The 12788-nt window shown below is 45.4% G+C and carries 9 protein-coding genes; 7 read left to right on the top strand and 2 right to left on the bottom strand.

The window, feature by feature from the left end; translation table 11 throughout:
• Positions 1–44: 44 nt before the first annotated feature.
• Positions 45–248: a hypothetical protein gene (locus tag HQN90_RS39700; protein WP_338042385.1), complete on the bottom strand. Its 204-nt coding sequence runs from the start codon at positions 246–248 to the stop codon at positions 45–47.
• 452 nt (positions 249–700) lie between these two features.
• On the opposite strand from HQN90_RS39700, the gene HQN90_RS26050 reads away from it, so the two are divergent.
• The 7 genes from HQN90_RS26050 (at position 701) to HQN90_RS26080 (ending at position 11877) form a co-directional block, all read left to right on the top strand.
• The gene (locus HQN90_RS26050) at positions 701–1090 is read left to right on the top strand and encodes a hypothetical protein (RefSeq protein WP_173224140.1); all 390 of its coding nucleotides are present in this window, start codon (positions 701–703) and stop codon (positions 1088–1090) included.
• Positions 1091–1245: 155 nt separating this feature from the next.
• Positions 1246–2988 (top strand): SWIM zinc finger family protein, encoded by a 1743-nt coding sequence (locus HQN90_RS26055; RefSeq protein ID WP_173224142.1) that lies wholly within the window; start codon positions 1246–1248, stop codon positions 2986–2988.
• A gap of 842 nt (positions 2989–3830) precedes the next feature.
• Positions 3831–4397, top strand: coding sequence for a hypothetical protein (locus HQN90_RS26060; protein ID WP_173224144.1), 567 nt, complete (start codon positions 3831–3833; stop codon positions 4395–4397).
• Positions 4398–4906: 509 nt separating this feature from the next.
• Complete coding sequence (locus HQN90_RS26065) at positions 4907–5911, top strand: ABC transporter substrate-binding protein (protein WP_173224146.1); 1005 nt, start codon at positions 4907–4909, stop codon at positions 5909–5911.
• Positions 5912–5928: 17 nt separating this feature from the next.
• Positions 5929–7977: a Fe(3+)-hydroxamate ABC transporter permease FhuB gene (fhuB, locus tag HQN90_RS26070; protein ID WP_246362846.1), complete on the top strand. Its 2049-nt coding sequence runs from the start codon at positions 5929–5931 to the stop codon at positions 7975–7977.
• A gap of 147 nt (positions 7978–8124) precedes the next feature.
• Positions 8125–8343: an SWIM zinc finger family protein gene (locus HQN90_RS26075; RefSeq protein WP_173224148.1), complete on the top strand. Its 219-nt coding sequence runs from the start codon at positions 8125–8127 to the stop codon at positions 8341–8343.
• A 162-nt stretch (positions 8344–8505) separates the two neighbouring features.
• Positions 8506–11877, top strand: coding sequence for an S-layer homology domain-containing protein (locus tag HQN90_RS26080; RefSeq protein ID WP_173224150.1), 3372 nt, complete (start codon positions 8506–8508; stop codon positions 11875–11877).
• 184 nt (positions 11878–12061) lie between these two features.
• Here HQN90_RS26080 and HQN90_RS26085 read toward each other — a convergent pair whose 3' ends face one another.
• Positions 12062–12706, bottom strand: a complete 645-nt coding sequence (locus HQN90_RS26085; RefSeq protein ID WP_173224152.1) for an SGNH/GDSL hydrolase family protein — start codon at positions 12704–12706, stop codon at positions 12062–12064.
• Positions 12707–12788: the final 82 nt, after the last annotated feature.

Here is a 12788-nt window from a genome sequence, read left to right on the forward strand (position 1 = left end):
CACGCCACTTACGAACAAGCTCATGCGTCCATGAATTTAGATATTCACCGGATCGGATCGTGCTTAAGGTCATTCTCTACGACAGTAGTCTTGAGGCCATCAAACGCGTAAACGCGATGTATGAGCACATTAACGTTTGCACCTAGACTCAGTGTCGGCTTCTCCAACGACCGGTATGCGATCAGCTTGAATGCCCCGACGTCCACTTCCACCTGCCAGTTCGTTCCGCGAAAAAAAAGATTTCTCACGACGCCTTCCTGGGATGCCGATGGATGGCTCAGCTCGTTTATGTATCCAACCTCTATGAATTCAGGTCGGATAACGGTCTTGCAGCCGCTCGCTAACTTGCTGAAGCCCAGGAGCAGATGCGCGTCTGCAATCTCGCTCGATTCGCCAATGAAGCCCGCCACGGGAGTTGCAAGTATTAGTGGACAAATTCAAGCTGTAATTAGGTTTGGGATCAGGAATGCTAGAATGCATCAGTTCGCTTAAGTTATAAGATTTCGAAAGTGTTTTAGTCCAAATGCTAAAAAACGATCGACTCCCAATACTTAGGGCTTCCTTGTTGTCGGTTAATACTGTCCATACTGACATAGTTCTGCTAAAATGGGTTCATATATTTCCAAAGAGATTGATAGATATGCAAGTAGTGGACGAGCAAATTGAATCATCCTTTTGCACAATGAAAGGGGTATTTCATTTGAATAGACAAGAGCTGCAAAAAAAGGTTCGCCATACGGTACATCAACTGATCTGGGAAAAAGGGTACGCGAGTCCCTTGGATTTATTTTTAAAGATGGAGAAGATCTCTCCCAAGCTTGTAGAGGAATGGCGATTCGGAAGAGTTACATACCTCGAACGGGTTCTTCACGGTAACTTGGGTCAATTCAGCTTCATGATGAAAGAATTCCGGAAAGTAGCCAGGGAGTTGGAACTTAAGGAATCATACTCCGCCTATATGTCCTGGGGAAAAGGTCCGAAACGTCCGCTGCGTTTCTCGAAATCAGGTGACTACCAAGTTGAAAGACACTATTCCACCCGCTATGTAAAGCCGACCCAACCGGACATGCCCAACTTGAACCCGTGTTGATTTGCCGAGCCATTGACAGTTGCGTCTTATTGACGCTTTCGACGGTACAGCCGCTTTTTATTGAGAGTCAGACCTGCACTGTATTGGAAACACTTTGTGGTTTGATATAGTGATTGTAACGCTAAGTGTGTTTACCAGGGGGGGATGATTAGTAGATGCATATTCTGACATTTGAAGAGAAAGTAAGCAGTGTAATTATAGAGCGAGGTTACGATTATTACATGGATGATCTTGTCTCTTCTATAGAAGAAATCAATGAAAATCTCTTTGCAGCGACCGTTGAGGGACGTGATGACTATAATGTTATCATCGCCTTGAAGGAAAATGGCTTGATACATTCTCATCATTGCACATGCCCGTTCGAGGGGGCAGTTTGTAAGCATCAGGTTGCTGTGTTGTATGAACTGCGTGCTGAGTGGGAAGAAACTGTCGTTGACGGAGAGGAGAGTCAAGTCGAGACGGCTTTCTCCAATGCGAGCAAGGATAGCACTGTCATTGCCAGTAAAGAAACAAAGGTGAAACGGGATATCCGCTTGATTTTGGCAGAGCAAAGCAAAGAGGATTTGGTTGAATTTATACTTTTGATGATTCAGGAAGATCAGGATATTGCCAAGCAAGTCCGTCTGCGCTACGAGCGTGGTGATGTTAAGACAGAACTATCTACTTGCTATGAGTTGATTCGTAGCCACATAAGGAAGCATACGGACCGTCACGGGTCTATCGCCTACGGGAAAGTATCCCAAGCCATTCGTGGAGGGGAACTCGTGCTGCAGCGCGCAATTGATGATTGGCGAGATGACGACCCATTATTTGCTATTCATTTCTGTTTTTGTGTCGTGCATGAAATGATTCAGTTGCTGCAGGATGCGGATGATTCGGATGGGGCTATCGGAGGGTTGATCGAGGAAAGCTTGGAGACAGCCACTAGTTTAGATCTAGAAGCCATGACGCCGGACAAACAGGCGGAAATCTTCCGTGTTCTACTGACGGAAGCGATGGCATCGCGCTACGACGATTGGTCCGACTGGCGTCATTCGTTGCTTGGCGCTTGTGCGGAGTTGTCGCAAACGTGGGAACTGCGCGAGGAGCTGAAGCAGGCAATCACGCAACTCGAGCTGCGCACAGTTCACTCGCATCACGAACGGTCAGCCAATTATGAGCGTGAGGCGCTCGCAAGATTGCGTTATACGTTGCTAGATGAAGCGGAGCAAGAGGCTTTCCTTCTTGCGCAATTGGACAAGCCTTCCTTTCGCGAGCAGGCCATTCGGCAAGCGATAGATGCACAACGCTTTGACGATGCCATCCTCTTGGCAGAGCAAGGCGAGCTTTCGGACCAAGAGCGCGGTCTGCGAGGGCTTGTGACGAATTGGAAGAAGCTGCGTTATGAGGCATGTACAGCTGCGAGTTACATGGAGCAGCTGAGAGAGCTGGCTTTCGATTTGACGCTTGGCGGGGAGTATGCTTACTATTTGGAGCTAAAACGGCTTTATCCGGAGGCGTCCTGGCCGGAGGTGTACGATCGGCTTATGCAGCAATTGGAGCAGAAAGATTATTATTATAATAACGTGTACATTCGCATCATGCAGGATACCAATGATCATGCCCGGATCCTTAAGTACGTGCAGGCGCGACCTAATCAAATTGAGTACTATTATGCCAATTTGACGGAACATTACCCGGATGAAATTCGTCAGCTATTCAGCGGGTATATCGAACTGCAAGCCAGCAATGCGAATAATCGCAGTCATTATAAGCAAGTTGCTAAGTTGCTTGTCACATATAGGCAAGCTTGCGGATCTGTCCAAGCAGAAGCGCTGCATCGGCAGTTTTTATGCGGATATGCACATAGGCCGGCGTTTTGTGAGGAGTTACGAGAGATAACCCCGAAGATCTTGTAAGTTAGGGGGCATTGTTTGAATAGATCGGAACTGCAGAAAAAAGCAAGAAATACTGTATATCTGTTTGTGTGCTTCTTGGTATATAACCAGTTTGAATCTCTCGTGCTTACTTCCCTTTTGTGGACATTCAAAAGGCTTCTGGTACGACGCAAGGCTTACTGTATCCCCGTTAGATCCAAATTGTGAATCATATTTTAAATACAGCGCGGATGGAAAAATGTTTTCTACTAGCTTATACCCGGTGATTGACGGCTTACTTGAAAGTATAAATTGGGACGATCCGACAGATGTTAACGATTGGTTGCCATATGTAAGTTTACCTGATGAGAATCATAGACTTCCTTCTTTCAGTCAGGTATTAGTGTATATTATTCGTTCATTTCAATAACCATATTTCTTTATTGGTTAATGCGGTTTCGTTATATTTTTCTTCGACAAAAGTAAGAACGGCTTAAGCCACCTCCCCAAACAATATAGCATCACGCGACGGCGAATTGTGGATTTGCTAAGCCACTTGCTCACCTCCATACAAATGAGAAAAGCACCTGAAGGGTGCTTTTCTCATTTGTATGGGTTACGAGAGGAGCTCCCTCAAGGGGTCGCCCTGTGTGGACCGGAGCGTGAGTTGAGGGAGCACGGCATTTGAAGTATACCTGTATGCCGAAAAGTTCAGCCTTAAAAATTTCATTAACATGTATTGTAGGATCTGTTTTCCATTTTAGAGAAGTAGCAGCGTATCGTTTATATTAAAGGCAATCCCCGCACATCTACACCAGTACAGTAAGAAGTTGTGTTATTCTAATATCATCGCAAGGAATGAGAATATTTGTGGAGGGACGTCGTTGGGGAGGAAGAAAAAGACAAACATGCCGCGAGTCAAATGCATGAAACGGGAAGGTCGACTGCAATCGGCTGCGGCTAGCTGGCTTAAGACTTATACTGGGAATCGCCATATTTTTGGGTACCGCAAACATTTTGATGTCAGTATAGGGACAGCAATTGCGGAGCTGCGTATGCTTGGCGTACCGCTTTCCGATGAAGTTGTTAAGAGAGCTACAGAAAGTGAGCAAGCTGCGATCAGAGTAAAACAAACCCGCAAGGAAAAAAGGCGGCAGTGTCTGGACGAGCAACGAAGCGGTACGGTTCCGTGGTCTGATGAGACATACGCATATATAGCCGAATATACGAGTTGGGGAATTCCATATGGCGTTACATGGGGGGAAATGGAACGATTCGCCGACATGGAGAGCCTCGATCGCACAGTTCCTCCCCGAAGCAGGGATTGTCACTTTTCATTGGATGAAGATCAACTGGTTCTCGAAGGGTGGGAGGCGGAAGAGGAAGAGGTGCCTTTTTTTAAGGAATATTTTAATAATAAAGATGAAGCTACGCTATTAAAATTTACATAAATGATGATTGCACATCCATTTTCTTTGATTTAGAAGAAATACGAATAAGATTGTCTGACTACTAAAAAAAGCATCCTAACGGATGCTTTTTTGCTTGGGTCCTCCTTAAGCCCAATGGTTTAGTAGTATTAATTATTGGTAATTGTAGAGTCGACAATCAGGAAATACAAATAGACGAGATTACAAAAGAATATTGCAGGAAGATTGGACTAGTGAGGCACAAATATCGCAGGAAGATTGGACTAGTGAGGCACAAATATCGCAGAATACGACAACTATTCTGATATAAGGTACTGTAAATGCAAAAAAAGTTGACACCGATAATGATATTCATTATCATTTATAGTTGATTAGAAGATACTGGTATTTTGCTTTCTCGCATGTTCGCCGAGCAGTTTCACATTGTTTACAGGAAGAGGGGGAGCGTAGTTCGGTTAAAGGGAAGGAAATAAGGGTCGGATAACTATCTTTTCGTAATCATTACATCATTTATAAGGAGAATGTATTTCATGAGTCAGAGACTGAAGCCTTTAGTTGTATTACTTGCTGTGCTGCTACTTATAGCAGGCTGCGGAACCAAATCGATAACGGATAGCGGCGCTTCTCCATCAGCTAGCCCCGAAGCCGCAAGCGCTAATGCTGAGCGGGTCATCAAACATGTAAGGGGCGAGGCCAAAATCAAGGGAACACCAAAGCGCATTGTCGCCCTTGAATGGAAGTATGTGGAGGAACTGCTCTCGCTCGGCATTCAGCCGGTCGGCGTTGCGGATATTGCTGGTTACAAGAAGTGGATCAGCGCGAAGCCGGAGCTTGCTGCGAATGTTCAAGATGTAGGAACCCGTCAGGAGCCGAGTCTTGAAGTGATTACCTCGCTTAAGCCGGATCTGATTATTGCCGCTGGAAATCGCGTCAAAAATAACTATGAGCAGCTTAGCGCCATTGCACCAACACTTGTGTTCGACCAGTATTTGGAGGATACCTCGAAAAATCAATACGCAGAGATGGAATCCCACTTCAAGGTGATCGCGGACGTTGTCGGCAAAAAAACTGAGGCAGATGCTGTGTTGGCCGACTTGAACAAGTCGTACGAAGCTGCGAAGGCGAAGCTTCAAGCGGCAGGCAAAGCGGGAACCGAATATGTGCTAGCGTCGGCCTCCTCGAACCAAAACGCGGTTTCGTTCCGTCTGTTCCTGGATAACTCCGCAGCAACTGAAGTGCTCAACCGGATTGGGTTGAAAAATGCCTATAAATCCCAAAAATATGAAGCAAACGGCTTCTCGGCAGCTTCTGTAGAGTCGCTTTTATCTGTTCAGCAAGCCGACCTTCTCTACGTTATTCAACCAGACGACGACGTATTTGCGAAACAATTGAAGGATAATGATGTGTGGAAAAGTCTTAAGTTCGTGAAAGAAAACCGGCTGTATCCGCTTGGAGGCGATATGTGGCTGTATGGCGGCCCTGGTTCTTTGAAGTTGCTTGTGGAAAAAACCGTTGAGCAGTTGACGAAAAAGTGATGACGCAGCCGATCGAAATGGCAACAAAATCAATGGCGAGGTCCACGTGGAAGAAGATCGCGGTATTCGGGGGAGGCTTAGTAAGTCTCGCCCTTCTTTTTTTTATAAGTCTTACGCAAGGGGAGGCTGATATAACCTTTCAGGACGTGATCGGATCGCTTCTAGCTGCTGCGGATCAGCAGTCACATCATGTTGTACTGGGCATGCGGCTGTCTCGAGCGACGATGGGTGTATTGGCGGGAGCCGCTTTAGCGGTTGCAGGAGTGCTTCTCCAGACGGTGACTAAAAATCCATTAGCCTCAGCAGGGACATTCGGCATCAATGCTGGCGCTTATTTTATGATTGTTGCTGCTACTGTTTTTGTCCCATCCTTGGTTTTTTCCGTCCCGCTTCTGCTAGCGATGATTGGTGGTCTTGGTGGCGCGATGATTGCCTATTTCCTGGCAGGAGGAAGAAAGGGCACGCCCGTTCGATTGGCGCTGGCAGGCATGATTGTGACAATGGCGCTGGCTTCATTCACGAGCGCTCTTCAGCTGTTATTCGAGAATGAAACCAACGGGCTCTTTATATGGGGCTCCGGTTCGCTTGTCCAGAACGATTGGAAGGGCGTGCAGTTTTCATGGCCTTGGATCGTATTAGTATTGATCATTCTAATGTTCTTCGTACGGATGCTGGATCTGCTTGAACTTGACGAGGAAACAGCGCAATCCTTGGGGCAAAAGGTAGGTGCTGCGAGGCTCTCTGCGCTGTTTATGGCGATATTATTAGCAGCGGTCGCTGTAAGTGTAGTAGGGCCAATCGGCTTTGTAGGCTTGATTGCTCCACATCTCGTTCGGCTGATCGGATACCGCAGACATCTGGTGCTTATCCCCGCAGCGGCTCTGTGGGGGGCGTCGATTGTGGTCGGAGCCGATGTAGTCGCTAAATTAGTTCGCAGCACGATTGGGGAGCTTCCTGTCGGTACGGTTACGGCTGTGCTTGGAGCGCCGTGGCTTATCTGGCTTGCCGTCCGAAGCACGCGATCCCCAAAGTCGGGGGAAACAGGCTCTTCGATGAGTGTTGGAACGGCTCGTTTCAGGTGGCATTATCCGGTCCTAATCGCAGGGGCGTTCGTGCTTCTAGTTGCCTTGCTAGTGTTCGGCTTGACTCAAGGTAGCTTAAAAGTGCCTGTCGGTGAAGTGATGAAGGTATTGACCGGTACAGGACAAGATATGTACCATAATATCATTCTTAAGCTTCGGCTCCCTCGCATGCTCGTCGCCGTGCTGGCAGGTGCGGGACTAGCTGTTTCAGGCGTCCTGCTTCAAGGGGCCGTCCGTAATCCGCTTGCCGATCCTTCTGTTATCGGCGTAACTTCCGGCGCAGGTGTTGGTGCGTTGCTGCTGATTGTTGTATGGCCCGGTGCAGCTGGTTTCCTGCTTCCTGTATTTGCATTGATAGGTGCTGTACTTGCTGCTGCTGCCGTTTATATGCTTTCCTGGCGCAAAGGGTTGCATCCGACCGTGGTTACTCTAGTCGGTATCGCGATTACGGCGATGGGGTCGGCCATCATTCATTTTCTTGTCATTAAGTCCCAGATGCATGCTGCTTCTGCTCTTGCTTGGCTTGCAGGAAGCACATATGGTCGCGGTTGGGGTGAATTCCTTTGGATGAGTGCCGGTTTAATTGTGCTTGGCCCTTATGCGTGGTATTTAGGTCGTCGCATTGACCTTTTGTCGTTTAGTGATAATACCTCTCTCGGATTAGGCCTGCGCTTAAGGCAAACTCGGCTCATTGCAGCCCTGGTCGGGGTTGGGCTAGCGGCGCTGGCTGTAACCAGTGTCGGTACTGTCGGGTTTATCGGCTTGCTGGCTCCGCATGCGGCCCGCATGATGGTCGGTCAGAACCATAAACGCTTGGTCGTGCTGGCCGCGATGCTGGGTGCAATTCTAATGATAGCGGCCGATCTGGTCGGCAGGGTCATCATTGCCCCGAAAGAGATTCCTGCTGGCTTGGTCGTAGCGGTAATCGGTACGCCGTATCTGCTTTGGCTTATGGCACGAAGCGCCAAAGCGAAATCTTATTGATACATAATGAACTGCTTCCATAACAGTTTTCAAGAAAAAAGCACCCTAACGGGTGTTTTTTTTACGTTAGATTCAATAATTCTAAGCAACAAGAGAGAAATTTGAGAAAATAAATTCAACGATATCTAAGAAAGCAGGGACCCGTAAATGAAGCTGAAAGATTTTGAGAAGATCGTAGATCAAATCACATTTGAGCGTGGGAAGGCGTATCGAGAGAAAGGTCATATTGTATCTGTTGAAGAGGTAGAGCCGCTAATGTACCATGCTGAGGTGAAGGGGAGTCAGCTGTATGAAGTGGAGGTTCATCTTGGGTCCCGCGGCGAAGTGATGTATGCAGCGTGCGACTGTCCTTTGGCAATATTTTGAGCATCGTCCCGTGGAGAATAATGGACTTGTAAAATTTTTGTAGAATAATGGGATATTTTGTAGTAGAATATTTTTGGGTAATTACCGATTATTTGGATATTTACTAGAAATGGTTGATTGGACGGAAAATTGTCGAATAAATACAACATTAGGAGATGGAAGATGAACAGAGGTAATCAGCAAGATAAGGTTCCGAACCAGGGAGGCTTAGCCACAAAAAATGTGATCCGAAGAATGAAGACAAGTATAAGTAAGTTGCTAGCATTTTCAATGGTTTTTGCGTCACTAGCCATAGTACCAGTAGGTACAGGGAATATTGCAGAAGCTGCTAAGAAAACCTTAACTGATGTTTCTAATTCGTACGCAAAGGCAGAAATCGAAGCACTGACAGATGCCGGAGTGATTGGTGGATACGAAGACGGTTCATTTATGCCAACAAAAGCAATGTCTCGTGCCGAACTTGCCAAAATTATTGTGTTGTCAGCTGGCTTACAAGAGAACGCAGATAAGGCTGCCACATTCACTGACGTTTCTAGCAACGCATGGTACAGAGGTTATGTTGGAGCCCTTGTTGCTTCAGGAATTACACAAGGAGTTACACCGACAAGATTTGCGCCAGATGCGCCAGTCACTAGGGAAGAATTAGTTGTATTCTTTATTCGGGCTTTAGGATTAGAAGAGAAAGCTTCTAAAATAGCTATTGACACAAAGCTTAGCGATATGGATTCTGTATCCTCATGGGCTAAAGCAGATGTGTCTCTCGGCTTCAAGTTGGGATTTGTCAAAGGGATAGATGATGGCGAGGGTACTTTACGTTTCAGCCCTAAAGATAGTGCGGAACGTCAAGCGCTTGCGCGCCTTGCCTATGAATTTTCAAAAAATAAGTCTGCATTAGTCGCTAAAGCAGAAACCTTGTTCCCAGATACAACTGAGGTATCCAATATTACTATTACAGGCTTCACTTCTACAAGTAATACTACGGTCGAAGTTACGTTTGAAAAGGCAATCTCTAATGTCATAGCGACAGACTTCACGTTTGATGGCGGATTAACTGTAGTGAATGCTTCATTGAAAGCAGGCTATGACAAAGTAGTGGTACTGACCACTAGCTCTCAAACAGGTGGCACTATTTATAAGCTAAGCTATAAAGGTGTGGACACAGGAAAGACGCTAACAGGTACGGCTATTGGAACTGTTAGCGGCGGTAGTTCTAGTAGTTCTGATAGCTCAGACAGCTCAGACAGCCCAAGCACACAAGTATTTAATACAGCAGGTGTTTATGGTCCTTCGAGCGGTACACAAACTTTAACAGGTGATGTGAGGATCGCGTCGAAAAATGTGATTTTAAAAAATACAATTGTTACAGGTAACCTAGTTATAGGTGAAGAAGTTGGTGACGGTGATGTCACACTAGATAACGTTCAGGTTCGTGGAGTGACGACGGTATCCGGTGGTGGTAAAAACTCTATCCATTTGAATAATACAGTCCTAGTATCTGTTATTGTTAATAGAGCAACTGGGGTTGTTCGGCTCGTGGTAGAGGGCACTACGACTGTTCAACAAGTAACACTTCAATCGAGTGCTATTCTAGAAGAGTTCGGTGCAACTGGGACTGGTTTCTCGAATGTAACTGTTTCTAACTCAATGCCAGCTAATTCATCGGTGTCTTTAGTTGGGATATTTGAAACTGTAGATGTGTATGCTTCGAATTTTGTAGTTCAATTGGGTGACGAAACGCAATTATCTAATCTAGTACTTAACGCAGCAACAAGTGTATTAGGTAATGGTGTCATTCAGAATGCAACTATCAATACAAATCAGGCACTTTTTGAGAGGTCTCCCAATAATGTTACAGTTGGAGCAGGCGGAGAAATCCCAACTGTGGTGGGGCGTCGTATAGGCTTTGAAGGGAATATTAAAGATGTAAACGGGGCTCCAGTTTCAGGATTGGAAATTAAATTTAGAAGAGGAATCGGTTCTACAGTTGGACAAGTAGTATATGAAGTAATGACGGATACAAATGGTCGGTATGCTGTTAAACTTCCATTTGGTTCATATACCGGGGAGTTAATTAAGGATGGATTTATTGTAACATATGTGGTAGGTATTTCAGCGGAAAATGTTTATAATATGCATGAAGATGCAACAGCAATCCGTATTCCGAACGCAGATGAAGTGAGAATTGTTCTAACTTGGGGAGAAAATCCGAGAGACCTTGATTCTCATTTAGTAGGTCCAACTGTGAATGGAAATGGATTCCATACTTGGTACGCTAACAGAGTGAATTCTAATAATGAATTAACCTATGCGGATCTAGATCTGGATGATACTTCTTCTTATGGTCCGGAAACTACAACGATTAGGAAGACTGTAGATGGGAAGTATCGATTCTATATCCATCATTTTAGTGGAAGCTCTACATTAAGAACATCTGGGGCGGAGGTAAAAGTCTTTAGTGGCGACTCTGCAACACCAGTTAAATCTTATGTGGTTCCAGCTGGTACAGGAAAAGAGCTTTACTGGGCTGTTTTTGATATGGATGTAAACGGTTCTAACGTTACCTATACAGAAGTAAATCAATTATTTGCAAGTGAAGCAGATGCAAGGGGTCCTCTTAATTTCATTGCTACATTGGTGTCGAATATCTATGTTGTAAATGATACTGCAAATACAATTAAGAATGTGGCTCACGGAACTGCGGTTGAAGCATTCAAGACAAATGTTACCCTTCCTGCAGGAGCAACGATGGAAGGGTACGAAAGTAACGGAACAACCATTAAAACGGGAGCAATGGTTACTGGGGATAAAGTAATTGTTACTGCGGCTAATGGTATTACAAAGAAAACCTACACAGTTACAGTCAATCCTCCAATTACAGTTACTGGTTTGGTTTACAACGATTCTGTGAATACTTTAGTTTCTTCACCCGTTCAATTGCAAGTAAGTGCGCAAACTAGCGAAGGTCAAATAACGGATGTTAGTAATCTTGCAACTTGGACAGCCATAAATCCTTCTATCGGAACTGTTAGTACAACTGGTTTATTTACTCCAGTTTCAAGCGGAACTACTGTCGTTTCCGCTACTTATGCAGGATTAACTGCAGCATTTAACGTTTCTGTTTATCTTCAATCTACGGTTAGTATGGTCGTTTACGGTTTAACGACTTCCTTAGATAGGGGAGTAACGGCTTCGGTATATGGGGCAGTGTACAATGATGGTTCCAATACTGTCGTTATTCCAAATAATAAAGTTAATACGTTTGTGATGCTTTCTTTCAGTGACACACTTGCTAATGATGGATTAACCTTGACTGGAATTAACCTTATTCCTTCTACTTTAACTATTTCCAGAGCTGGAATCACACCTGTAAGTGTTACTGGGTCTGTATACTCCGATGGTAAGTCTCTGGTCTTTGATGGCAATGCACTAAATGTGGCAGGGACCTATTTATTAAATGTCATAGCTTTAACTAAGGATCAATCAACACAAAAAATCTATGGAAAAGCTCTTCAAATTACGGTTATCCGCGAGTAAATTTTTATACTGAGGCCGCTGCAATCAGTGGCGAAGTGTGGAAGTGCTAAGCCACGGCTCACCTCCATTAAAGTGAAAAGAAAGAAGTGCCCGCAAGAAGGGTGCTTCTTTCTTCTGTATGATCGTATAAGAAGAAAGACCCCAGCTAGGTCAATCCCGCGGACTGCAGCATAAAGTGAGGCAGCTACTTGCGTGGAATAAGATACGGCGCCAAACCCGCCGCAATAACATGATGCCCCCTATCGTTGGGATGGATGGGCAGAGAGCCGCTTAAGGCATCCTCAATCTTTCCGTTTTTATAGCCATAGATAAGATTCGCTTGCTTTCCTTCGAACCATGTATGAACAGGGACGATACTTGTACTGTAGCTTTGCGCAAGTTCGGTTGTCAAACGATTGAGTAGACCTACCGACTCTGCTGCAAGAGGGCTGTTCGGGAATGGGTTGTATTGGGTGCAGCAGAAGATGCGGGCATGGCATCCTTTTTTTATTTGATTTAAAATGGCACTTAGATTACGCTTATAGTTGGCTGCTATTTGTTTTGCGGCTGATGGCTGCTGAGTTTTGAGAGAAATCAGTGCAGCGTTTGCTAAATCTACGCCTCCAATCCAAATTGTAACGACATCAGAATCCCTAAGCACGGGCGCTCCTCGCCATATCACAGAATCTAGAAGATCATCGCTGGTCCAACCAGGCCGAGCCATGACATAACCAGTAACCCTGCGGGAGCTTGAGTTTAAACTGGATACCGTCAACTGGGGATAAGCGTTTGCGAATGAAGAGGCGTTTTCCCCAAATGTAATAGAATCTCCAAGAGCTGTGTAGATCATAAGAATATCACCAACCCCTCAATTAATCAGACTTATGGTGCAAATAACTAAATGAAAGATCGGTACGAATGATCTTTTTTGG

It is taken from the genome of Paenibacillus alba (assembly GCF_013204855.1).
Classification (GTDB): domain Bacteria; phylum Bacillota; class Bacilli; order Paenibacillales; family NBRC-103111; genus Paenibacillus_E; species Paenibacillus_E alba.

Coding starts and splice junctions, on each gene's coding strand:
- HQN90_RS26055 (WP_173224142.1), top strand. CDS start 1,246: ATGCATATTCTGACATTTGAAGAGAAAGTAAGCAGTGTAATTATAGAG.
- HQN90_RS26065 (WP_173224146.1), top strand. CDS start 4,907: ATGAGTCAGAGACTGAAGCCTTTAGTTGTATTACTTGCTGTGCTGCTA.
- fhuB (WP_246362846.1), top strand. CDS start 5,929: ATGGCAACAAAATCAATGGCGAGGTCCACGTGGAAGAAGATCGCGGTA.
- HQN90_RS26075 (WP_173224148.1), top strand. CDS start 8,125: ATGAAGCTGAAAGATTTTGAGAAGATCGTAGATCAAATCACATTTGAG.
- HQN90_RS26080 (WP_173224150.1), top strand. CDS start 8,506: ATGAACAGAGGTAATCAGCAAGATAAGGTTCCGAACCAGGGAGGCTTA.
- HQN90_RS26085 (WP_173224152.1), bottom strand. CDS start 12,706: ATGATCTACACAGCTCTTGGAGATTCTATTACATTTGGGGAAAACGCC.